The organism is Streptomyces sp. T39 (assembly GCF_008042045.1).
Taxonomy (GTDB): domain Bacteria; phylum Actinomycetota; class Actinomycetes; order Streptomycetales; family Streptomycetaceae; genus Streptomyces.
Genome location: NZ_RDBP01000051.1, coordinates 42,344 through 62,811 on the forward strand (window position 1 = coordinate 42,344; position 20,468 = coordinate 62,811).

At 71.6% G+C, this 20,468-nt stretch carries 23 protein-coding genes and 2 pseudogenes; 18 read left to right on the forward strand and 7 right to left on the reverse strand.

The window, feature by feature from the left end; all coding sequences use genetic code 11:
* The first annotated feature begins 343 nt into the window (after nt 1-343).
* The 3 genes and pseudogenes from EAO77_RS31520 to EAO77_RS31530 all read left to right on the forward strand — a co-directional run.
* A complete protein-coding gene (locus EAO77_RS31520; protein ID WP_147991750.1) occupies nt 344-1,663 on the forward strand; it encodes a hemolysin family protein in 1,320 nt (439 codons plus the stop codon).
* On the forward strand, nt 1,660-2,682 hold the full coding sequence (locus EAO77_RS31525; RefSeq protein ID WP_147991751.1) for a hemolysin family protein: 1,023 nt from the start codon (nt 1,660-1,662) through the stop codon (nt 2,680-2,682). The genes EAO77_RS31520 and EAO77_RS31525 overlap by 4 nt, the downstream gene beginning before the upstream one ends.
* Before the next feature lie 233 nt (nt 2,683-2,915).
* Nucleotides 2,916-3,242 (forward strand): annotated as a pseudogene (locus EAO77_RS31530) (LacI family DNA-binding transcriptional regulator); the annotation flags it as partial.
* On the opposite strand, the gene EAO77_RS31535 reads toward EAO77_RS31530, so the two are convergent.
* Entirely contained in the window at nt 3,227-3,493 is a 267-nt protein-coding gene (locus EAO77_RS31535; RefSeq protein ID WP_261994226.1) for a hypothetical protein, read from the reverse strand. The pseudogene EAO77_RS31530 and the gene EAO77_RS31535 overlap by 16 nt on opposite strands.
* Nucleotides 3,494-3,789: 296 nt before the next feature.
* Here EAO77_RS31535 and EAO77_RS31540 point away from each other — a divergent pair, with 296 nt between their 5' ends.
* The gene (locus EAO77_RS31540; RefSeq protein ID WP_147991752.1) at nt 3,790-4,347 is read left to right on the forward strand and encodes an HD domain-containing protein; all 558 of its coding nucleotides are present in this window, start codon (nt 3,790-3,792) and stop codon (nt 4,345-4,347) included.
* A gap of 8 nt (nt 4,348-4,355) precedes the next feature.
* Here the strand turns inward: EAO77_RS31540 and EAO77_RS31545 are convergent, their stop codons facing one another.
* From EAO77_RS31545 to EAO77_RS31555, 3 genes are read right to left on the reverse strand one after another with little or no spacing between them, the layout of a single operon-like run.
* Complete coding sequence (locus tag EAO77_RS31545) at nt 4,356-4,547, reverse strand: hypothetical protein (RefSeq protein WP_147991753.1); 192 nt, start codon at nt 4,545-4,547, stop codon at nt 4,356-4,358.
* Between the two features lie 21 nt (nt 4,548-4,568).
* Nucleotides 4,569-5,039 carry an NUDIX hydrolase gene (locus EAO77_RS31550; protein ID WP_147991754.1) on the reverse strand — a complete coding sequence of 157 codons (471 nt, stop codon included), beginning with the start codon at nt 5,037-5,039 and terminating at the stop codon, nt 4,569-4,571.
* 28 nt (nt 5,040-5,067) lie between these two features.
* The gene (locus tag EAO77_RS31555) at nt 5,068-5,799 is read right to left on the reverse strand and encodes an XRE family transcriptional regulator (protein WP_147991755.1); all 732 of its coding nucleotides are present in this window, start codon (nt 5,797-5,799) and stop codon (nt 5,068-5,070) included.
* 157 nt (nt 5,800-5,956) lie between these two features.
* On the opposite strand from EAO77_RS31555, the gene EAO77_RS31560 reads away from it, so the two are divergent.
* The 13 genes from EAO77_RS31560 (at nt 5,957) to EAO77_RS31620 (ending at nt 14,139) form a co-directional block, all read left to right on the forward strand.
* Nucleotides 5,957-6,310, forward strand: a complete 354-nt coding sequence (locus tag EAO77_RS31560) for a hypothetical protein (RefSeq protein WP_106412446.1) — start codon at nt 5,957-5,959, stop codon at nt 6,308-6,310.
* Between the two features lie 3 nt (nt 6,311-6,313).
* Nucleotides 6,314-7,669: an FtsK/SpoIIIE domain-containing protein gene (locus EAO77_RS31565; protein ID WP_147991756.1), complete on the forward strand. Its 1,356-nt coding sequence runs from the start codon at nt 6,314-6,316 to the stop codon at nt 7,667-7,669.
* A gap of 18 nt (nt 7,670-7,687) precedes the next feature.
* Nucleotides 7,688-8,338, forward strand: a complete 651-nt coding sequence (locus tag EAO77_RS31570) for a DUF2637 domain-containing protein (protein ID WP_147991757.1) — start codon at nt 7,688-7,690, stop codon at nt 8,336-8,338.
* A gap of 19 nt (nt 8,339-8,357) precedes the next feature.
* Complete coding sequence (locus EAO77_RS31575) at nt 8,358-8,549, forward strand: mobile element transfer protein (protein ID WP_030767843.1); 192 nt, start codon at nt 8,358-8,360, stop codon at nt 8,547-8,549.
* 10 nt (nt 8,550-8,559) lie between these two features.
* Nucleotides 8,560-8,715 carry a hypothetical protein gene (locus tag EAO77_RS31580; RefSeq protein WP_107080639.1) on the forward strand — a complete coding sequence of 52 codons (156 nt, stop codon included), beginning with the start codon at nt 8,560-8,562 and terminating at the stop codon, nt 8,713-8,715.
* A 12-nt stretch (nt 8,716-8,727) separates the two neighbouring features.
* The gene (locus EAO77_RS31585) at nt 8,728-9,057 is read left to right on the forward strand and encodes a SpdD-like protein (RefSeq protein WP_147991758.1); all 330 of its coding nucleotides are present in this window, start codon (nt 8,728-8,730) and stop codon (nt 9,055-9,057) included.
* Nucleotides 9,058-9,148: 91 nt separating this feature from the next.
* Entirely contained in the window at nt 9,149-9,700 is a 552-nt protein-coding gene (locus tag EAO77_RS31590) for a GGDEF domain-containing protein (RefSeq protein WP_147991759.1), read from the forward strand.
* Between the two features lie 85 nt (nt 9,701-9,785).
* The gene (locus EAO77_RS31595; RefSeq protein ID WP_102637910.1) at nt 9,786-9,971 is read left to right on the forward strand and encodes a hypothetical protein; all 186 of its coding nucleotides are present in this window, start codon (nt 9,786-9,788) and stop codon (nt 9,969-9,971) included.
* Nucleotides 9,964-11,340, forward strand: coding sequence for a replication initiator protein RepSA (gene repSA / locus EAO77_RS31600; protein WP_147991760.1), 1,377 nt, complete (start codon nt 9,964-9,966; stop codon nt 11,338-11,340). The genes EAO77_RS31595 and repSA overlap by 8 nt, the downstream gene beginning before the upstream one ends.
* Nucleotides 11,334-11,543, forward strand: coding sequence for a helix-turn-helix transcriptional regulator (locus EAO77_RS31605; RefSeq protein ID WP_030767860.1), 210 nt, complete (start codon nt 11,334-11,336; stop codon nt 11,541-11,543). The genes repSA and EAO77_RS31605 overlap by 7 nt, the downstream gene beginning before the upstream one ends.
* The gene (locus EAO77_RS31610; protein ID WP_147991782.1) at nt 11,543-12,790 is read left to right on the forward strand and encodes a tyrosine-type recombinase/integrase; all 1,248 of its coding nucleotides are present in this window, start codon (nt 11,543-11,545) and stop codon (nt 12,788-12,790) included. Before EAO77_RS31605 ends, EAO77_RS31610 begins: the two co-directional genes overlap by 1 nt.
* Before the next feature lie 270 nt (nt 12,791-13,060).
* Nucleotides 13,061-13,807 (forward strand): hypothetical protein, encoded by a 747-nt coding sequence (locus EAO77_RS31615; RefSeq protein WP_147991761.1) that lies wholly within the window; start codon nt 13,061-13,063, stop codon nt 13,805-13,807.
* Nucleotides 13,808-13,914: 107 nt separating this feature from the next.
* Nucleotides 13,915-14,139: a hypothetical protein gene (locus EAO77_RS31620; protein WP_147991762.1), complete on the forward strand. Its 225-nt coding sequence runs from the start codon at nt 13,915-13,917 to the stop codon at nt 14,137-14,139.
* Nucleotides 14,140-14,209: 70 nt separating this feature from the next.
* Here the strand turns inward: EAO77_RS31620 and EAO77_RS31625 are convergent, their stop codons facing one another.
* The 3 genes from EAO77_RS31625 to EAO77_RS31635 form a co-directional block, all read right to left on the reverse strand.
* Complete coding sequence (locus EAO77_RS31625; protein ID WP_147991763.1) at nt 14,210-16,186, reverse strand: ricin-type beta-trefoil lectin domain protein; 1,977 nt, start codon at nt 16,184-16,186, stop codon at nt 14,210-14,212.
* 349 nt (nt 16,187-16,535) lie between these two features.
* Nucleotides 16,536-17,429 (reverse strand): 4-hydroxy-tetrahydrodipicolinate synthase, encoded by an 894-nt coding sequence (gene dapA, locus EAO77_RS31630; RefSeq protein WP_147991764.1) that lies wholly within the window; start codon nt 17,427-17,429, stop codon nt 16,536-16,538.
* A 124-nt stretch (nt 17,430-17,553) separates the two neighbouring features.
* Nucleotides 17,554-19,392, reverse strand: a complete 1,839-nt coding sequence (locus EAO77_RS31635) for an endonuclease/exonuclease/phosphatase family protein (RefSeq protein ID WP_147991765.1) — start codon at nt 19,390-19,392, stop codon at nt 17,554-17,556.
* Nucleotides 19,393-19,673: 281 nt separating this feature from the next.
* Here EAO77_RS31635 and EAO77_RS31640 point away from each other — a divergent pair.
* Nucleotides 19,674-20,468 (forward strand): annotated as a pseudogene (locus EAO77_RS31640) (hypothetical protein); the annotation flags it as partial.

Consider the following 20,468-nt stretch of genomic DNA (forward strand, 5'->3'; position numbering starts at 1 on the left):
ACGCATGGGAGCGCTCCCATGCACATGTCGACCACGACCCGGCGCCCCCTGCCCCCTGGCCGGAACCCGCGCCTGCGCGGAGCGTCCCGTTCCGGCCCACGGCCGCCCCCCCCGAGGGGCGGGCCTCGCACGACGCGGTGCGCGTCCGCGCGGCGGTGCGGCGTGGCGCGCGGAGCGGACGGGGAGGCGCCGCGTACGTGTCGGGAACAATGCGGAGCGTTCGGGCGTTGACCGGTTTCAGCCATCACGGAGGAGTTTCCTTGTCCGCCAGACCGACGGACCCCCCGGGACACAGTCCCGGACCATCTCGCCATGAGCGCGGCGCGCGGCGAGGTGGTGTTCGATGAGTGCCGCGCTCGGCCTGCTGGCCGTCTTCGTCCTCACCCTGGGCACCGGATACTTCGTCGCCCAGGAGTTCGCCTATGTCGCCGCCGACCGTCTGGCACTGGCCAGGGAGGCCGAGGCCGGCGACAAGCGGGCGGCCCGTGCGCTCAGGGTGCTGGAACGGCTCTCGTTCATGCTCTCCGGCGCGCAGCTGGGCATCACCGTCACCGGACTGGTCGTCGGCTTCCTGGCCGAGCCCTCCGTGTCGGCCCTGCTCAGGCCGGTGCTGGAGGGGATCGGACTGTCCGGCGCGGCCGTCTCCGCCGTCTCCGTGGTCCTCGCCTTCGTCCTCGCCACCGTGCTCCAGATGGTGCTGGGCGAGCTGGCGCCGAAGAACCTCGCCCTCGCCGTCCCCGAGCGCCTGGCGAAGTCCCTGGCGCCCTCCACTCTGCTGTACCTGCGGATCGTCGGCCCCCTCGTGCACGTCTTCGACGGCGCGGCGAACCGGCTGCTGCGCAGGATCGGCATCGAGCCGGTGGAGGAGCTGCACCACGGGGCCACCCTCGAGGAGCTCGGCCATCTGATCGGCGAGTCCCACGAGCAGGGATACCTCCCGGCGGCCACCGCGGAGCTCGTGGACCACGCGGTGGAGTTCTCCGAGCGCACGCTCGGCCAGGTCATGGTCCCGCGTGCGGACGCCGTCTTCGTGCACCAGGACGCCACGGCCACCGAGGCGGTCGGGCTGATCGCGCGGCACGGCCACTCCGCCTACCCGGTGTTCGGCAACCACCCGGACGACATCGCGGGCGTCCTCGGTGTGCGCGAGTTGATGCGCCTGCCCGAGGCCCGCTTCGCGGCCACCAGCGCCGGGGCGGTCTCCCGCAGCCCGCTGCTGCTGCCCGAGACCCTGCCGCTGCCCGACGCGGTCGCGCGGATGCGCGACCGCGACGACGAGTTCGCGGTCGTCCTGGACGAGCACGGCGGCGTCGCCGGCATCGTCACCTACGAGGACATCGCGGAGGAGCTCGTCGGCGACATCGCCGACGAGAGTGACACCGTCGTCCACCTCGCCGTCGCCGACGGCGACGGCTGGCTCGTCGACGCCGGGCGCCGCCTGGACGAGATCGAGGACGCGACCGGCGTCGCCCTGCCCGAGGAGGACGACTACGACACCGTGGCCGGCCTGATCATCGACCGGCTGGGACGGTTCCCGGCCATCGGCGACCGCCTCACCGTCGACGGCGTACGCCTCGACGTCCTCACGCTGGACCGGCACGTGCCCGAGCGGGTGCGCCTGACCCCGGCCGGGCGGCCCGCGGCCGAGGAGGCGCAGGCATGAGTTTCCCCATGGCTCTCTTCGTCACCGTCCTCCTGCTGATCGGCAGCGGTTTCTTCGTCGCCGCCGAGTTCGCGCTCGTCGCCGCCCGACGCCACCGCGTGGAGAAGGCGGTCGCGGAAGGCCGGCGCGGCGCCGAGGCCGCACTGGCCGGCATGCGGGAGCTGTCCCTGATGCTGGCCGGCGCCCAGCTCGGCATCACCATCTGCACCCTGGGGCTGGGCTCGATCTCCAAGCCCGCGATCTCGCACCGGCTGGACCCGCTCCTGCACGACCTGGGGCTGCCCAGCGGGCTGAGCTACGGCATCGCGTTCGCCGTCGCCATGATCGTCGTCGTCTTCCTCCACATGGTGGTCGGCGAGATGGCGCCCAAGTCCTGGGCGATCGCGCACCCCGAGCGGTCCGCGATGCTGCTGACGCCGGCGTTCCGCGCCGTGGTCACGGTGGTCCGCCCGCTGATCCGGGTCCTCAACCTGGTCAGCAACGCCCTGGTGCGGCTGTGCCGGGTGCAGCCGCGGGACGAGCTCGCGGCCGTCCACAACCGTGAGCAGCTCACGCACCTGGTGCGGGAGTCGGAGCGGCTCGGCCTCATCAACCGCACGGACTCCGAGCTGATCACCCGCTCCCTGACCGAGCCGCAGACGCCGGTCGCCGAGCTGCGCACGCCGGCCGCCGACATCGTGAGGGTCCCGGCGGACGCCGGACTGGACGCGATCCTGGCGACCGCCGCCGGAGCCGACCGCTCACGGCTGGTCGTCGTGGACGGCGACACCGTCCTCGGCTCGGTCCACGCCCGGGACGCGCTGGTCGCGCGGACCCGCAAACGCGCCGTCTCGGCACGCGAACTGGCCCGCCCCGTCCCCGAACTGCGCTCGGGGGACAGTGTCGCGCACGCCGTCGAGCAGCTTCGCCGCAACCGTGCCTCGCTGGCCCTGGTCCGGGACGACGACGGCACGCTCACGGGGCTGATCAGCCTCGACGACCTGCTGGTCCGGCTGATGGGGGCGCCCGCCGCCCGCTGACGCGACGACGCCCCCGCGGCCTTCCCCCGCGCCSSSGGCGCGGGCGGGAGGCCGTCGGGCGTTCGGGGCCGCATCCGGCGCCGGCCCTCCGCGGACACCCCACGCCCGGCCCTCCGTGGACACCCCACGCCCGGCCCTCCGTGGACACCCCACGCCCGGCCCACGCGCACCGCTCTCCTGCGGGACCGACGCCGCTGGAATCGGATTGCGCGGTTTGCACTAGCCTTGCGCGGGTGACGCGACGACTTGCTCAGGTGGCGAAGAAGGTTGGGGTCTCGGAGGCGACGGTGTCCCGGGTGCTCAATGGGAAGCCGGGGGTGTCGGAGGCGACGCGGCAGTCGGTGCTGACGGCTCTGGATGTGTTGGGTTATGAGCGGCCGACGCAGTTGCGGGGTGAGCGTGCGCGGTTGGTGGGGTTGGTGCTGCCGGAGTTGCAGAATCCTATTTTTCCGGCGTTTGCCGAGGTGATCGGTGGTGCGTTGGCTCAGCAGGGGTTGACTCCGGTGTTGTGCACGCAGACGAAGGGGGGTGTGTCGGAGGCGGATTATGTGGAGTTGCTGGGAAAGTAGATCAGCGGACCGCTGGCTTCGCTGATCAACGGCCCGGTTGACCAGGGCGAGGTGTCCTCCTCGTCCTCGGTCAGATCGCACCACCGCTCAAGCAGCGCAGCCACGTAGGCCGCGATGCGTTCGGACGGAGGCTCTTTTCCCTCGCTGCCGATGTACCGGTCGTACAGGTCGTCGAAGACCTCGCCGGCGGTCTTGTCATCCGCCGGCCTCTCGCCTTCCCAGACAGCAAGGTCGTAGCTCATGCCAGGAGGCTCTCATGCCGCTCGGACAGCCATAAGAAACGACGTCTAAAGCCGTGGAGCCGACCGCCCCAGCCACAGAGGGTGTCCCCCCACTTCATGCCCGCAGCCGCCGAGCGCGCCGCCGGGCGCGGCCAGCCGGGGCGAAGACAGGAGGCAGGCCGCGCCGCAGAGGCGGCGCGCGCCCGCGCCGTGCGCGGGCCTTGATGAAGTAGGGAAAGTCTTACCGCACCCATGATCGGCAACCGCCCCGATCGTGGCCTGTCGGCCTTCTGCTCGCCTCGGCTAACGTTCCATGCATGCCTTCTGCACTGGACACGCCCCAGGGAGCGGCCGAACTCGCCGAGTCCCTGCTTCCTCCGCTCGGGAACCGCTGGCTGCACACTCAGGCCGTGGCCGCTCGGGCCCGTGAGGCTTCTGCGGCTGTGTCCGAGTCGGACCGGGATCTCCTCGTCGCCGCCGCATGGCTGCATGACATCGGTTACGCGCCCGAGCTGCGTGACACGGGCTTCCACCCCCTCGACGGTGCCCGGCACCTCGAATCACTGGGTGCGCCGGCACGTCTGGTGCGGCTGGTCGCTCATCACTCCGGAGCCGTGTACGAGGCGGAACAACGCGGACTCTCGGCAGAGCTGGCCGTCTACGAGCGGGAAGACTCTCCGGTCCTGGACGCCCTGATCTTCGCCGACATGACGACCGGCCCTGCCGGGCAGTCCCTCGACTTCGACACCCGGATCGACGAAATCTTGGTCCGCTACGAGCCGGGCAGCGAGGTTCACAACGCGATCAGCGAGGCGCGACCGTACCTCGGTGCTGCCGTCGACCGGACACGCAGCCGTCTTGACCTCGCCTCCTGATCACTTGGTCAGTGTGAATGCCCGTGCTTGTGCAGTGCTGCGCTGGCACGAAATCGCACCCGCCCGCAGCGGTCCTTCTCCTCGTCGGACGCATCTGCGGTGCAGCCGCAGTGCTTAGACAGCCAGCGCAGGTCGTCCGGGTCCAGCCACAGAGGCCCCCGGCCCTTGGCAGCTTCCGTCGATGGGTCGGTTTCGTTCATGGCGGGACCATACCGAGGACGTCACCCGATGTAGGGCTCGGCCCGGTTTGCCAACCCGTGCTCGATGCGCATGCGCATCGACGGGTGGATGTTCAGCTCGTCCAGCTTGCTCGGGTCGACGAATGCCACTTCCTTGCTCTCGCTGCTCGTCCGCAGCTCGCCGCCGGTGATGCGGGCCTGGAAGCAGATGGAGAACTGCTGACGGACCTCGCCGTCGTCGTACGCCATGACGTGCCCGGGGTTGGTGTAGATACCGACGAGACCGGTCACCTCCACGTCGAAACCGGTCTCTTCCTTCGTCTCGCGTACGGCTGCGTCGGGCGCTGACTCGCCCAGGTCAATGCCACCTCCGGGCAGGGCCCAAAGGTCGTTGTCGGTCTTGTGGATCAGCAAGACCTCTCCGGCCTCGTTGCGGGCCACGGCGGTCACGGAGGGAACGAGGCTGTTCGCCTTCGGGGCGTTGGGATCGTTGAAGTAGTCGACACGGGCCATGTGTTCAGCGTTGCACGTCCGGGGCCTGTTACGCCTCCCGGCCCCGCTCCCATGCATAGTCGAAGCTCCGCATGTAGTGCCGGAAAGTCCGCGCTCCGGGGAGGTACCGGAAGTGCATCACCGGGTTCTGACCGGCGGGAGCTCCGAGGACGTGAGGGTTCACGAGAACGTCCTCGTCGAACCGGTAGATCGAGTTGTAGAGGATCGTGTCGTGCAACCGGACTTCGACCCCGGGCGTCGACCTGGCGGGCTCGAGGTAGCGCCGGGTGATCCGGGCCCGAGCGGCCAGGTCACCACCGATGCCCTCCTCTTCGCCGCGCTGACGGACCGCTTCGGAGTCGGGATCGCCGAGCAGGATGCGGACCTGGGCGCCGGCCTTCGCCTTCTCGGCCAGCTGGTCGGGCAGGTCAGGATTGCTGTCGAAGAGGAACAGTCCGGCGTACACGAGGATGTCGACCTGGTCCGTCGCCTTACCGATCAGGGATGACCAGAGCGGGGCGGGCACCGCGCCACGGTGCGGGTAGTACGTGATCAGCTCGGACGTGCTGGCCTTCTCCGCCTGCTTCTCCACGGACGGCCAGACGTAGACCTCGTCGACTCCGAGGAAGCTCGCCGCCTTCCAGCGGTGCCCGCGGTGCGGAGTCCGGCCGGTGGTGATCCACCGCTCGACGCTCTTGGGATCCACTCCGACGTGCTCGGCAACGGACTGGATCGTCTCGCCCTTCGCTGAAATCGCCGCGCGCAGACGCTCGTTCGCCATGACGTGCCCTTCACTGGGACCGCTAGGGACGTTTTGACGGTAGCTCAGACGTCCCCAAACGTCCATACGGGCGGTGATGCGTCCACCCCTCCTCACGGTCTCCTGATCTCACCGACGGGATGTCGGTCAACACCTCATCGCAACAGGAGACGAGACGATGCGTCAGATTCCCGTGGACACCGCCAACGCCACTGTGATGGTCGCCAAGGCCCCGCAGCCCAAGGTGAAGGATCGCCGGACCGGTGAGATCGCCCTCGACAAGGACGGTGCCACCCTGATGGTCGTGGAGGTCATGTTCTCAACGCCCGACGAGGTGGAGATCCTCAAGCTCACCGTTCCGCAGTCCGGCGTCTCCGAGGACCTGGCCATGGGCACTCCGGTAGTCCTGACCGGCCTGGTCGCCTCGCCGTGGGAGAACGAGTTCAACGGCCAGAAGAGGCACGGCATCGCTTTCCGTGCGGTCGCGGTGACCTCGCTGACCGCTGCGGACGCGGCCTCGAAGGCGGCCTGAGCCATGACGTGGCTGATCGTCGCCCTGGTGCTGGTCGTCGCCGCTGCGGGTCTCCTGCGGTGGCGGCGCCCCGCCTGGTACTGGCTGACCTTCGGGGTCACCCTCGCCGCGCTGCGGGTCCTGGTCCGGTACGGCTCGGTCATGGACGCCTGCGGCCTCACCGTCCCGGCCCCGCGCTGGCGACTGGCGCTGGCCCGGATGACGAACCGCCCCGTTCCCGGCCCGCGCGCCCCGCGCATCCTGCGGGTCCGGGTGATCCGCACCGGTCTGGTGCTCCGGCTGAAGCTCCGGCCCGGTCAGGACGCCTTCGACGTGGCCGCCTCGTGCGACCGGCTGCGGCACTCGTTCGCCATGTACGGGGTCACCTCTCGTGAGCTGCGCTCGGGTGTGGTCGAGCTGCGCATGACCGGCTACGACGTGCTCAAGCGCGTGCAGATGCCCGCCCTGGCCGACACCCGGCCGATGCGGGTCCCGGTCGCCCTGCGCGAGGACGGGGCCGTGCACTACCGCGACTACCGCACCGTGCCGCACGCCCTCACCCTGGGGGCCACGGAGTCCGGCAAGTCCGTCTATCAGCGCAACCTCGTGGCTGCGCTCGCGTCGCAACGGGTCGCCCTGGTGGGCATCGACTGCAAGCAAGGCGTCGAGCTGTTCCCGCTGGCCCGCCGGTTCTCCGCGCTCGCCGACAACCCCGACACCGCCGCCGAACTCCTCGACGCCCTCGTGTCCCACATGCAGGACGTGTATCAGCTCATCCGGGCCGAACAGCGGATCACCGCCGACGTGCCCGATGCGGAGGTTGCCGCCGACATCTGGGACCTGCCCGAAGACCTGCGGCCCGTGCCGGTCGTGGTCCTGGTCGACGAGGTCGCCGAACTCGCCCTCTTCGCGACCAAGGAGGAGGAGAAGCGGCGGGATCGCATCATCACCGCCCTGGCCCGGCTCGCCCAGCTCGGTCGCGCGGCCGGCATTTACCTGGAGATCTGCGGGCAGCGCTTCGGCTCCGAACTCGGCAAGGGCATCACCATGCTCCGCGCCCAGCTCACCGGCCGGACCGCCCACCGGGTCAACGACGAAACCTCGGCGAACATGGCTCTCGGCGACATCGCCCCGGACGCCGTCCTCGCCGCGATCCAGATCCCCACCGACACCCCCGGCGTCGCCATCACCGGCGACTCGACCGGTGGCTGGGCCCGCATCCGTGCCCCGCACACCTCGCTGCGGCAGGCGGTGAACACCTGCAACCGGCACGCCGACCTGGTCCCGGAACTGCCCGTCCTCGCGCCTTTCCGGCCTGCACTCGGTGCCCTTGCCCCGGTTCCGACCCCGGCTGTCGAGTCGGCCCCGGCCGCCGCCTGACCTTCCCGGAGGTTCGTCATGCCCCGCTCGTTGCTGCGCGTGGACGCCGTCCTGGTGCAAGCCGTCATCGCCGGTGCCCTGTCCTTCGCCCACCTGCACGACCTCGCCGCCGCTGCCGGACAGGACGGCTGGAAAGCCTGGGCCTATCCCATCTCGGTAGACCTGCTCCTCGTCGCCGCCTGGCGACGGCTCCGCACGGACGGTCCGTCCCGGCTGGCCTGGTGCTGGTTCCTGACCGCTCTGGTGGCCTCGCTCGGCGCGAACGTCGCCACCGCCGGACTCCTCGACCTGGAGGACGTCCCGGCCTGGCTGCGCATCCTCGTCGCTGCCTGGCCCGCGCTGGCCTTCATGGGCGGCACCCTCCTTGCCCACTCACCCGCGGGCCACTCACCGGACCCAGACTTCGCGCCCGAGGTGGAATCCGAACCGGTCGCCGTCGCTGCGCCGGACCCGGAACCGGTGGCGGCCGTCGACGACGCCTCCGCCCTTCCGCCCGCCGACCCGGCCCCGCCGGCCGTTCCGGTCCCGGCCGCCCTGGTCGACCACGCCCGCAAGGTCGCCGCCGACCACGAGGAGCGAACCGGCTCCCGGATCGACACCGACACCCTGCGCGCCCGCCTCGGCGTCCCGCCGCATCTGGCCGACGCCATCGCCGCCCAGCTCGCCTGACCCGAAAGGAGACCCCGTCATGCCCGCCCGCGACTTCTTCCACTCCGTGATGCGGATCGGCCCGGTGCAGATCGGCACCCACCGCGACCGCAACGGCACCACCAAGCACGCCGCCGTGTGCAGCTCGGACGGCTGCGGCTGGTCCGCCGACTACTCCAGCCAGTCCGCCGCCCAGCTCGCCGCCCGCACCCACCGCTGCAAGGTCCGCTAGGAGGCCACCCGTGGACGTCCCCCTCTGGTTCGCCCTGATCGTCGTCGGCTGGCTCGGCGTCAAGCTCATCCGCCCGCCGCTCTGGCTGGTCCTGGTGCTGCTGCTCGGCGGCTACCTCCTCGCCGACAGCCTCCTGTCCCCGGTCATCGACACCGCCGTCAAGTAAGGAGATCCGCCCATGTTCCGGCCCAAGCTCCCGACCATGCCCCAGCCCACCGGCCAGGTCACCCCGCCCGCGGTCGTTATCGAGCCGACCACCATCACCCCCGGCACCCCTGCCCCGCCGTCGGCTCCCGCCGTCCCGGCCTGGGCCCCGGTGCCGTCCCGGCCCACGGTCCAGCTCACCCCCGGCGCCGCGCTCGCCCTGGTCGGCGGCGGCACCGCCGTGGTCCTGGTCGTCGGCGCCGTCCTTGTCTCCATGCTCCTGGCGGTCGCCGTCACCGCCGCCTCGGTCGCCGTCTGCGCTGTCGTCCTGCGCTCGCTGCTGGCCTCCCAGCACCGCCGCTGACCGGTCCTGGGGGCGACGCACAAGCCGCCAAGCATGCCGCCGCCTTCCGGGACCCGTACCTCGCCAACCGCCGTCACCGAAGGGAACGCTCATGGACCTGCAGATAGCCGCCGCCCTGGTGCCGTTACTGGGCTGGGCCGTGCACGGGGGCTTCCTCACTCACCGGCTCGCCTCCGCCCGCCGCGACCCGCTGACCGGTCTGCACACTCGCGCCGGTTGGACCGCCCGCGCCGAACACTGCATCCGCCGGCACCCGTCAGGGGCCGTGCTCCTGGTCGACCTCGACCACTTCAAGGCCCTCAACGACACCCACGGCCACGCCGCCGGGGACGCAGCGCTCATCGCCACCGCCGACCGCCTGCGCACCTGGTGCGGCCGTCACGGCACCGCTGGACGCCTGGGCGGGGACGAGTTCGTCGCCGTCGTCCAGGACTTGGCCGCCGTCGACCTCGACGCGCTCACCGCCGCACTCCACCGGCCGCTGTCCTACAACGGCGTTTCGCTGCCGCTGGCCGCGTCGGTCGGCGTCTGCCGCCTCGCCGAGCTGCCGGTGCCGCTGCTGACCGATGCCCTCGCCGCCGCCGACGCGGTCATGTACGCGGCCAAGGGCCGTGGTCGCCGGGGCTCACGCCTCTCTCGCTGACCGGCCGCCGGGTGGCGCACAAGCCGCCAAGCACGCCGCCACCCGGGGCCGTTCCTTCCAACCGCAATCGAAAGGAACCACCATCATGACCCAGCACACCCCGCCCGCGTCGCGTATCTGCCCGGCCTGCGATGGCTTCGCCTCCGTCGCCGTCACCATCGGCGGCCGTGACCTGCGCGGGCACCTGCGCACGATCACCGCTCACTGCCCGGTCTGCCATGGCACCGGTACCGTCACCGCCCGCCGTGTCCGGGAGGGCGCTGGTGCCTGAGCCGCTGCTCGACCCGACCACCCTCGGCGACCTGCTGAGGGTGGCTTCGGCCGTCGACTACCACCGCTGGGAAGAACAGATGCGCCGCACCGGCGGCTGCGCCGACCCCATCCACCTGACCGGCTGGGTCGTGCACAAGGACAAGACCACCGGCGAGACCCTGCACCACTACTCCACCGAGGGCGAGCCGGGCGGCCGTCTCCGCCTCGCCTGCGGCAACCGGCGTGCCTCGCGCTGCCCCTCCTGTGCCTGGACGTACGCGGGCGACACCTACCACCTCATCCGCGCGGGCCTGGCCGGTGACGACCGCCGCGACATCCCCGCCACCGTCCGGGATCACCCCCGGGTCTTCGCCACTCTCACCGCACCCTCGTTCGGCCCGGTGCACAACCGCCCCGATCGTGGCGTCTGCCGCTGCGGCACTCGCCACGCTCCCGACGCCCCGGAGCTGGGCACCGCTCTCGACCCGGCCACGTACGACTACGCGGGCGCGGTGCTGTTCAACAACCATGCCGGGCAGCTCTGGCAGCGCTTCACCAACCGGCTCCGCCGCGAGATCGCCGCCCGCGCCGGCCTCACCCAGCGCGAGCTGAAAGAGCGTGCCCGGCTGTCGTACGGCAAGGTCGCCGAGTTCCAGAAACGGGGCGCTCTGCACTTCCATGCCGTGATCCGACTCGACGGACCGGACGGCCCGGACACTCCTCCCCCAACCTGGGCGACCGTCGACCTGCTCGCCGACGCGATCCGTGCAGCTGCGGCGCACTCATACACCTCGGTCTCCGTCCCGGCCGCCGAGGACCAACCGGCCCGCACCTTCCGCTGGGGCACCCAGCTCGACATTCGCCCCGTGAAGGCGTTCGGGGACGGCTCCGACATTACCGAGCAGGCCGTCGCCTCCTACGTCGCCAAGTACGCGACCAAAGCCGCTGAGAACACCGGCACCCTGGACCGCCGCATCGGCGAGCTGGCCGAGCTCGACCGCCACCTGGTCCCCGACCACACCCGCCGCCTGATCGAAGCCTGCAAGACCCTCGACCTGCTCTACCCGGACCGACGGCTGTGGGCCTGGGCTCACATGCTCGGCTTCCGCGGCCACTTCTCCACCAAGTCCCGCCGCTACTCCACCACCCTCGGCGAACTCCGTCAGGCACGCGCCGACTACCGGGCAGCCCAGGAACACGCCGCCCTCGGCCTCGACGACGACCGCGAGCCGGACACCGTCCTGGTCCTCGCTGACTGGCAGTACGCCGGACACGGCCACACCCCCGGTGAATCCGTCCTCGCCGCCACCATCGCCCGCGCCCTCCAGCTCAACCGCGAAACCGCCCGCGAAGAACTCGCCCTGCTGTCAGACGAGAAGGAATGGTGACGATGCCAACCCGACTGCCCGACCGCTACCTCACCCCTGAGGACCTGGTCCGGCTCTTCGAGCTGCCCAGTGTCGAGACCGTCTACCAGTGGCGGAGGAAGCGCATGGGTCCCCGCGGCTTCCGGGTCGGTCGGCACCTCCGGTACGACCCCGCAGAGGTGCAGGCATGGGTCAGGTCCCGCACGGAAAGGGCCGCCGCCTGATGGCCGGACACGTTCAGGACCGCTGGTACAAGACCGTCCCCGGGCCGGACGGCAAGACCGTCAGGGTCAAGACCGACCGCCACGGTGTCGGCCACCGCTACCGCGCTCGGTACATAGCGCCGGACGGCTCCGAGAAGTCGAGGAGCTTCCCGGACAAGCAGAAGCGCAAGGCCGAAGCCTGGCTGTCCAACATCGAGGCGGACATGTCCCAGGGCCGGTACATCGATCCGGCCGCGGGCTCGGTGACCTTCGCGCAGTACGCCAAGGAGTGGATGGCGGCGCTCACCGTCGACCCCGTGACCCGCGAGAGCGTCGAAATCCGTCTGCGGGTCCACGCCCTTCCGTACCTCGGTGACCGGCCGATGGCGTCCTTCCGGCCCTCGCACCTGCGGGCGTGGATGCGCCAGCTGGAGGCGACCGGGCGTGCGGCGTCCTACCGGCGGTCGATCTTCGCCAACGTGTCGGCCGTGTTCACGGCGGCCGTGGAGGACCGGATCATCGCCGAGAACCCATGCCGGGCCCGCTCGGTGCGGGCGCCCGCCCTTGACGGCCGGAAGGTCAAGCCCTGGTCGGTAGAGCGCGTCATGGCCATGCACGAAGCCATGCCGGACGTCTACCGGGAGATGGTTTCCCTGGGGGCAGGCTGCGGTCTCCGGCAAGGCGAGATCTTCGGCCTGGCGCTGGAAGACGTCGACTTCCTGGGCGGGACGGTGCACGTCGTCCGGCAGGTCAAGCTCCTGCGCGGTACGCAGATGGTCTTCGGTCCGCCTAAGGGCGGTAAGGAACGGCACGTGCCCTTGCCGGAGACGGTCGCCTTCGCGCTGGCCGATCACATCACGAGGCACGAGCCGGTGGAGGTCACGCTCCCGTGGAAGACCCCGGACGGTCCGCCCGTGACGGCTTCGCTGCTGTTCGTCAACGTCCGGAACGAGGCGTTGGCGCTGCACCGGAATCGCTTCAACCGATATGTGTGGCGACCGGCTCTCGCGTCGGCCGGCATCCCCCTCGGACGTGAGAACGGCATGCACGCCCTCCGCCACTTCTACGCGTCCGTCCTCCTGGACGCGGGGGAGAGCATCAAGGCCCTGAGCGAGTACCTGGGTCATCACGACCCGAGCTTCACCCTGCGCACGTACACGCACCTGATGCCGAACAGCGAGGCGCGTACCCGGGCCGCCGTGGATCGTGTCTTCCGGGAGCCGGACAATACCGAGGACGGCCCCGAAACGGCCCCTGGGACAGGCTGACCGCCTGACCTGCATCACAATCAGAACAGCCACAACTGATCCTCGGCGGCTGCGCTGCCGAGCTTCCACGTCGAGCGCCCTTCCACGGCCCGAGGACGGCCCGGGAGGGCGCTCACGGTGGACAGCCGGAGGTCCTGCCGTTCCTGCTGTGCCTCGCCGACGGACCGGGTGCTCGCCGTATTTCCGTGACCTCGCGGGCCCAGCCGGTCGCCCCCGGAGCTCCGCCGGGTGACGGACGATCGCTCGGGGACGTCTGCTTGGATGCGGCAGATGACGACGACATCCCACGCTCCCGGAACAGGCGACGCCGACCTCGACCGCCTGACGGCCCTGCTGGAACGCGCCGCCACGGGCCGCGACGGTCAGGCGTGGAGCGACCTGTGGACGGAGCTCTACCACAACGGCTCCCTGGACGTCGCGCATCCGCTGGTGCTGCCCACGCTGGCGGACATGGCGGATGCCGGTGACGCCGACGTGGCGGCTCCGGCCCTCCACCTGGCCGGCGCGCTGCTCGTCCAGGCCGATCAGCGGCACGAGGAACAGAACCTCCGGCGCGAGTACGCGCCTGACGTCGCCCGGCTCCTGGGCGCCGCGAACCGGTGGCGGCAGCTGTCCACCGCCCGGAACGACTACTGCCATCTCGTCGAAGCCGTCCTCAACTTGGAAGGTGACATCACCTGGGCGGAGAGCCTGGTCCGGGGCATCCTCGGCGAGGAGTACGAGCTCGAGTGCCCCGACCCCGACGGGTGCGCGCCGGTCTGGGTGGTTCTCGGAGAGCGGGGCTTCTTCAGCACGGCGGAGGACTGCGCCCTCTCCGACGACGAGATCGAGACCTTCCCGCTCCACCCCGCCGACCCCCGCGCACTGGGCGGCCTCGGCAGGCGCCTCCACGACCTCGCCCTGGGCGACGGCCACGAGGACGTGGCGCGTCTGTTCACCTATGCCTTCGGCGAGGCGACCTGCCCCGTGTGCGGTCAGCGCTTCTCCGTGGCCGGGCAGGTCGCCGCCGTCGGCTGAACCTCCATCGTGTGACTCTGCGTAACCTCCGGCCCGTCTGTCGGATAGTCAGGGCGACGCAGAGCCGCACGGCTCTGGCCGGACGGACGGACGAGGCGGGGATCCCGATGAAGACCAGGCGTGCTGTTCTCGCGACGGGGGCGCTGTGCGCCCTGCTGGCGGTGCCGGCGCACTCCGGTCAGGCGTGGGCGGACGAGACGCACCGGAACGCGCACAACGGGTCGCAGTTCAGTCTCGTCCGCACCGGGCAGATCGACGACCCGCTGGAGGACGTGCTGGAGCACGCGGCGATCCTGGGCAGCAGTACGACGACCAGCGACACCGGCGACTGACCCCCCGGTACGGCACGACAGGGGGCCCGCCCGGAGATCCGGGCGGGCCCCCTGTGCGGTGGGCGGGATCTCAGGACGGCAGCAGCGTCCACTTCTGGTTGGCGGCGCCGGTGCAGCTCCAGATCTGCGCCCGGGTGCCGTCGGCGGAGGAATTGCCGGTGACGTCCAGGCACTTGTCCGCCGCCGTGTTGACCACGTCGTGCGTGGCCGCGTCGTAGGACCACCGCTGCGCGCCCGTGCCGTTGCAGGTCCAGAGCTGGACGGGCGCGCCGTCGGCGGTGGAGGCGCCGCTGACGTCGAGGCACTTGCCGAGGGCGCGGACCGAGCCGTCCGGCCCGACCGTCCAGCGCTGCGCCGCACTGCCGTTGCAGGTGTGCAGCTGGACGGCGGTACCGTCCGCCGACGCGCCGCCGGCGACGTCCAGGCACTTGCCGGCCAGCCCGGTCAGGGCGCCGGTGGTCTCACTGCCGCCGCCCCCTCCGCCGCCGGGTGTGCCGGCCCAGGTGAAGGTCGCCGTGGTGCGGGCGGGCAGGGTGTAGGTGAAGGACTGGTTCCCCCAGTTCACCCGGACCGACTGGCCGGTCGTGCCGCCGTTGTGGGCGATGAGCGCCTTGGAACCGTCGGGGTTGCGCCAGGCGACGTTCTGCACGGTCCCGTTGGCGGTGGAGTCGATGCGGTACGCGCCGGGCCGGACGAACTTCGTCAGATGGCCCGTCGTGTAGTACTCGACCGTGTAGTCGACCTGACCGGCCCGTGCACCGCCCTCCTGCACGGTGATCAGCCCGGTACAGGTGCCGCAGCCGCCGTTGTGGGGGCCCATGTTCTGGTTGAGTGCCAGGCTCCACTTGACCAGGCTGCTGCTCCAGTTGCGGGCGTAGCCGACGATGTCGGCCATGTCCTCGTTGTGCTGGTTGCCGATCCAGGTGCCGCCCGAGTGCTCGGTGCTGAACTGCTTCACGGACGGGTACTGGTCGTGCACCTGGGTGCCCACCGCCGGGTCGCCGAAGTAGCCGTGCCAGGCGATGCCGCCGAACAGCGGGTCGTTGCGCACCCCCGCGTCGTTCAGGATCGGCGCGCCGAAGTTCGCGTAGTCGCCGTAGTTCCAGTCGTGCACCAGGATCTTGGTGGTGATCCCCGCGGCGCGGAAGGCGGGGTAGACGTGGTTCTTGGTGAACTCGACCAGCCCGGAGGGGTTCCAGCTCATGCCGGGGTAGTTCATCGCGGTGGGATTGCCGGCCTGGCAGCAGTTGGGCTCGTTCTGGACCGAGAGGTAGTCGACCTTCACCCCGGCCGCCTGGTAGCTCTGGACGTACTTGACCAGGTACTGGGCGTACAGCGGGTAGTACTCCCACTTCAGCCAGCCCATCTGGTCCATCCGGCCGTTGTCCTTCATCCAGCCGGGCGCGCTCCAGGGCACACCCTTCACCCGCAGGGCGGGGTTGAGCTGGCGGGCCTGCGAGGTCAGCAGGCGCACGTTCGTGTCGTAGCCGTTCGTACCGAAGTCGTTCAGGTCGCAGCAGGTGTCGTCGAGCGAGACATGGCCCGGCCGGGACAGGTCGGAGGCGCCGATGGGGTTGCGCACGAAGGACAGGCCGATGCCGTCGGTGGGGGAGAAGAGCCTGCGCATCACCGCGTCCCGCGTGGCGCCCGAGACGGCGCCGCCGCGCAGCAGATGGGCGGTGGTGTCCGTGATCGAGGCGCCGCCGCCCTCGAACTGCTGGTAGGTGGTGTTCTCGTTCACGGTGACGGTGTGGTTCGCCGAGCCCCCGGCCGGCCCGAAGGCGATCGGGGTCTGCTGGGCGAGGCCGCGGGTGACGGTGCGGCCGCCGGAGTCGGACGTCGTGGTCAGCCAGACGTCGACCCGTTCGCCGGCCGCCTGTGCTGTGCCGGGGCCCGCCATGACCAGGCATCCGGCGACCAGCGCGCCGGCGGTGAGCGCGGTGAGCGGGCGGCGGACGGCGGGGCGGCGCCCACGTCCCGTGCCTGGCTCCCCGGCGCCGCGCCGGGGGCCGCCAGGGCGTCGTACCGAGGTGATCACACGCCTCATTGCGTCATGCACCTGACACTCCTCTGTGTGCCGGACCGGGTCGGTCCCGTGGGGGTGCCCGGTCCGGCACAGGCGGTGGGCGCGTCAAAGTCCTGAAGGCGCGCTGGGGGCCGAGGCTGAACCGGGGGACTTTCCTCAAGCCATGAAGTTAAGAGGGGGTCCCCAGGGCGTCAACCCTCGGCGCAGAAGTTGCCACCGGGTCGCGCGGCGCGTGCCGGGCGCGGTGAGCGCCGCTCGTATCGTTCAGGACGTGAACGGAGGACGGGGCCGCCGCCCTCTCCGCCCGGCCCCGGGCGCCCCGTCCCGCAGGGTCGCCAGGTGCCCCGGACGGCGCTGCACGCGTCGCCTCTCAGTCCTCCGCCACCAGGCGTTCACGGGCGGCGAGCAGCCGCGCGGTCGTCCCGGCGTCCGCCGCCTGGAGCGGCTCGCGCACCGGTCCCGCCGGCCTCCCGAGCGCGCCCAGCAGTGCCTTGGCCGTGACCGTGCCCGGCAGACCGGCGGCCATCATCGCCGTCACCAGCGGCAGCGCCCGCTGGTGCAGCCGCAGGGCGCGGGCGTTGTCGCCGGCGTCGTAGGCGTCGAGGATCGCCCGTAGCGGGCCCGGTGCCGCGTTGGCGACCGTCGAGACGAACCCGGTGCCGCCGACCGCCAGCAGCGGAAGGTTCAGCTCCTCGCACCCGGAGTAGTACGTGAGCGAGGTCTCCGCGATGACCCGGGCGCTGCCCGACAGGTCGTACGCGCAGTCCTTCACGGCGGTGATCCGCGGGTGCTCGGCGAGCCGCAGCATCGTGTCCGGCTCGATACGGGTGCCGGTGCGGCCGGGGATGTCGTACAGCATCACCGGCAGGCCGCACCCGTCCGCGATCCGCCGGAAGTGCGCCTCGACGGCCGGCTGCGGCGGGCGGCTGTAGTAGGGCGTGACCGCGAGGACGCCGGTGGCTCCGGCCTCCTGCGCGGCCCGGGCCAGGGCGACGCTGTGCCGGGTGTCCGCCGTGCCGACGCCCGCGACGACCGGGACGCGGCCGCCGACGGCCTCGACGACCGCGCGGATCAGGGCGGACTTCTCCGCGTCCGTCGTGGTGGGCGATTCGCCGGTGGTGCCGGAGAGCACCAGTCCGTCGCAGCCCTCGTCGACCAGCAGGGCGGCGAGCTTCTGCGCGCCGCCGGGATCGAGGGCTCCGTCGGCGGTGAAGGGCGTGACCATCGCGCACAGGGCGCGGCCGAAAGGGTGCGAAGTGGGCATGGCAGCAGTCTGCTCGCTCCGCTGCCGCAGCTCCAGTGACACCTGCTGGGGTCGACGATGAAGCAACGCTGTGGGATGGGCGGTGCGGGCGGCCCGCCGTGGGCCGCCCGCACCGTCCGCGGACTCAGGGGCGGAAGCGCAGCACCTGCGGGTCGTGGTCGCTGTTCTGGTCGGCGAACTCCGCGTTGATGTGCACGCTGTCGTACGTGAAGTCGCCGATCGAGGGGCTGGTCAGGATCTGGTCCAGCACCTGGCTGTTGCCCTGGAAGACGTAGGAGTAGCGCTCGGAGCGCGGCAGGGAGCGGACCGCCGCGTAGAGCGCGCCGCCGTCGGTCAGCGCCGTGGTCGTCGCCGAGAACTCGAAGTCGTTGATGTCGCCGACGACGAGGACGTCCGCCCGGCGGTCGGCCTTCAGGATGTCCTTGACGAAGGCGTTGACCGACTGGGCCTGGAGCAGCCGCTTGGCCTCGGAGGAACGGTTCGGCGGCTGGTGGTGCGAGACGAGCGACTCGTCGCCGCCCTTGGAGCCGAAGTGGTTGGCGATCACGAAGACCGGACGGCCCCGGAAGGAGAACTCGCCGGCCAGCGGCTTGCGGCTGCTCTCCCACGCGGTGTTCGCCGGGTCGATCCGGCCCGGGGACAGCGTCAGGGCCGCGCGGCCCCGCTCGCGCACGACACCGGTGGCCGTCGTCGCGTCGCCGCCGGGGCGGTCGGTGAAGGAGACACGCTCGGGGTTGAAGAGGAAGACCTGGCGGATGTTGCCGCCGGGCTCGCCGCCGTCCCTGTTGTTCTCCGGGTCGACCGAGCGCCACTCGTAGGCAGGTCCGCCCGCGGCGGCGATCGCGTCCGTGAACTTCGCCAGCGTCGCGCCCGCCGAGACCGTGCCGTCGTTCTTCGCACCGGTGTCGTCCTGGATCTCCTCCAGGGCGAGGATGTCGGGCGACGCCAGGTTCCCGACGACCGCCTCGGCCAGCGCGTCGAACTTCTCCTGCGGGTCCGACGGGTCCAGGTTCTCCACGTTGTAGGTGGCCACCGCGAGTTCGCCGGAGCGCTGCGGACGCGTCTTCTCGCGCTCGGTCCCCCGGTCGTGCACGGTCCCGAGGGTCCGCGCGGTGAGCGTGTAGCCGCCGTACTGGTTGAAGTCGAGCGGGCCCTCGGTCGAGCCCGCCAGGACATCGCCGACGTTCGCGTCGGGGAACGGCTGCTCGGCGAGCGGGGTCAGCGACTGGATCTGGAGACGGCCGGTGTTCTGCGAGGTGTACGAGCCGTAGACCGTGCCGCCGCGCCGGCTGGGGTTCTCCCACGGCTTGACCGTCACCCACAGCTCCGCGTACGGGTCGGTGGCGCCGACGACACGGGAGGTGCCGATGCGGATGTTGGTGCCCTCGAGGGACTCGTAGTAGTCCAGGGCGTATCTGCGGGGCTGCAGCGGGAGGCCGTTGACGCTGTTGCCCGCCGCCGGGTCGCCCTCGGGCGCGTACGCGGACGGCACCGACCAGCCGGACACCGTGACGGGCGCCGGCACCTCGTGGCCCTGCGAGAGGACCGTCACCGACGGCTTGGCTATCTGGGTCAGCGACTGGTTGCCGGAGGCCGCACCGCCCGGCACGTACTCGCCGACCGTGCCCGACACCAGCACCCGGTCGCCGACGGCGACCGTGGGCACCGAGCCCGTGTAGACGAAGACGCCCTCGCTGGTCGCCGGGTCGCGGTCGCCCTCGGGGTCCTGGAACCAGAAGCCTCGCGAGCCGTACGTCCGCACCCCCGTGACGACGCCCGGCACGTCCGCGACCTGTCCGCCCACGAGAGGCGACGTCCGGGTGGTGCCCTGGATGTCGTGGATGCGCAGCGGGCCGCCCTCGGCGGCCCCGGCGGGGGTGGAGCCGGCGAGCAGACCCGCGGCAAGGGCGGCGGCGACGAGGGTCGCGACGGCGGGTGTTCTCGGTACGGCGGAGGAAGGCATCACGGTACTCCGGGAGGTCGGGGCGAGGGTCGGGCGCCCGGCGGCCCATGGGGCCCGGGCAGGTTCTACGCGCGTCAATCTCTTGGCTGGGCAGGGCACTTGTCAAGGGTCGGCGGATGTACGGCATCCCACGGCCCGGTGAACCCCGCGGCCGGTGCCCGCGGCCCGTCCGGCGAATCCCCGGGCGGCGGCCGGGGCCGCCGAAATACGTCTACGCTGGGAGGCGCCCGCCGCCGCGCACCAGGCGCGGGCGTCCGTAACACGCGGAGGAGAACCGCCAGATGCCCGAAGACCGTCCCACCCTTCCGCCGGTCCTGCTGCCGCCGGAGGCGGAGCTGGCGCGGGCGGCCCTCGCCGCGCCGCTGCTGGCCCGGGCCGTCAGGCTGGCGCGCTGGGCGGGGCCGGACACGCGGGTCGGCGCGGGCGGCGAACTGGTCACGGAGCAACTCGGCGACGCCGCACGGGAACTGGGCCTGCCCGACGGCCCCGACGACGACGGGCCGGCCTACGCGGGGGAGGCCTGGCGGGTCGCCGTCGACACCGGACTGGTCGAGGTGGAGGACCCGCAGGAGGACGCCCCGGGGGCGCCGGACGACGAGGCGGGGCCCGCCGGGTCGGACGACGACGCCGAGGCCGTCGGCGGCGCGGTCGCGGGCGCCAATCTCGCCCTCGTCACCAAGGGGTCGCCGCAGGACGTGCTCGGCCTGTGGCTGGACGCGCTCGACGTCGTCCTCGCCGACGCCGCCGCACCCGTCATCGACGACCTCCACGACGTCATCGGCGAGGACGGCGAGATCGACTTCGACGCCCTCGACTGGGACCCCGAGGCGGAGGCCGAGTTCCTGGAAGGCGTGCTCGCCAACCTCTACCTGCTGACCGTGTCCGAGGCCGGCCCCGCCGACCAGCCCGTCCCGCTGCCCGTGCTCGCCGCGTCCATGGTGGTCCCCGACGACATGGGCGAGCCGACGGACGACGTGCTGGAGCAGGTCTCCGAGGCGATGATGCGCCTCGACGACCAGTTCCGGCTGCTGGAGCCGGTCGGCCTGGTCGACTACCAGCCCGTCGACGAGGCGCTG

What these genes read in the sequence shown, in the direction of transcription:
- EAO77_RS31520 (WP_147991750.1), top strand. Translation starts at nt 344, where the DNA reads ATGAGTGCCGCGCTCGGCCTGCTGGCCGTCTTCGTCCTCACCCTGGGC.
- EAO77_RS31525 (WP_147991751.1), top strand. Translation starts at nt 1,660, where the DNA reads ATGAGTTTCCCCATGGCTCTCTTCGTCACCGTCCTCCTGCTGATCGGC.
- EAO77_RS31535 (WP_261994226.1), bottom strand. Translation starts at nt 3,493, where the DNA reads ATGAGCTACGACCTTGCTGTCTGGGAAGGCGAGAGGCCGGCGGATGAC.
- EAO77_RS31540 (WP_147991752.1), top strand. Translation starts at nt 3,790, where the DNA reads ATGCCTTCTGCACTGGACACGCCCCAGGGAGCGGCCGAACTCGCCGAG.
- EAO77_RS31545 (WP_147991753.1), bottom strand. Translation starts at nt 4,547, where the DNA reads ATGAACGAAACCGACCCATCGACGGAAGCTGCCAAGGGCCGGGGGCCT.
- EAO77_RS31550 (WP_147991754.1), bottom strand. Translation starts at nt 5,039, where the DNA reads ATGGCCCGTGTCGACTACTTCAACGATCCCAACGCCCCGAAGGCGAAC.
- EAO77_RS31555 (WP_147991755.1), bottom strand. Translation starts at nt 5,799, where the DNA reads ATGGCGAACGAGCGTCTGCGCGCGGCGATTTCAGCGAAGGGCGAGACG.
- EAO77_RS31560 (WP_106412446.1), top strand. Translation starts at nt 5,957, where the DNA reads ATGCGTCAGATTCCCGTGGACACCGCCAACGCCACTGTGATGGTCGCC.
- EAO77_RS31565 (WP_147991756.1), top strand. Translation starts at nt 6,314, where the DNA reads ATGACGTGGCTGATCGTCGCCCTGGTGCTGGTCGTCGCCGCTGCGGGT.
- EAO77_RS31570 (WP_147991757.1), top strand. Translation starts at nt 7,688, where the DNA reads ATGCCCCGCTCGTTGCTGCGCGTGGACGCCGTCCTGGTGCAAGCCGTC.
- EAO77_RS31575 (WP_030767843.1), top strand. Translation starts at nt 8,358, where the DNA reads ATGCCCGCCCGCGACTTCTTCCACTCCGTGATGCGGATCGGCCCGGTG.
- EAO77_RS31585 (WP_147991758.1), top strand. Translation starts at nt 8,728, where the DNA reads ATGTTCCGGCCCAAGCTCCCGACCATGCCCCAGCCCACCGGCCAGGTC.
- EAO77_RS31590 (WP_147991759.1), top strand. Translation starts at nt 9,149, where the DNA reads ATGGACCTGCAGATAGCCGCCGCCCTGGTGCCGTTACTGGGCTGGGCC.
- EAO77_RS31595 (WP_102637910.1), top strand. Translation starts at nt 9,786, where the DNA reads ATGACCCAGCACACCCCGCCCGCGTCGCGTATCTGCCCGGCCTGCGAT.
- EAO77_RS31605 (WP_030767860.1), top strand. Translation starts at nt 11,334, where the DNA reads ATGGTGACGATGCCAACCCGACTGCCCGACCGCTACCTCACCCCTGAG.
- EAO77_RS31610 (WP_147991782.1), top strand. Translation starts at nt 11,543, where the DNA reads ATGGCCGGACACGTTCAGGACCGCTGGTACAAGACCGTCCCCGGGCCG.
- EAO77_RS31615 (WP_147991761.1), top strand. Translation starts at nt 13,061, where the DNA reads ATGACGACGACATCCCACGCTCCCGGAACAGGCGACGCCGACCTCGAC.
- EAO77_RS31620 (WP_147991762.1), top strand. Translation starts at nt 13,915, where the DNA reads ATGAAGACCAGGCGTGCTGTTCTCGCGACGGGGGCGCTGTGCGCCCTG.
- EAO77_RS31625 (WP_147991763.1), bottom strand. Translation starts at nt 16,186, where the DNA reads ATGAGGCGTGTGATCACCTCGGTACGACGCCCTGGCGGCCCCCGGCGC.
- dapA (WP_147991764.1), bottom strand. Translation starts at nt 17,429, where the DNA reads ATGCCCACTTCGCACCCTTTCGGCCGCGCCCTGTGCGCGATGGTCACG.
- EAO77_RS31635 (WP_147991765.1), bottom strand. Translation starts at nt 19,392, where the DNA reads ATGCCTTCCTCCGCCGTACCGAGAACACCCGCCGTCGCGACCCTCGTC.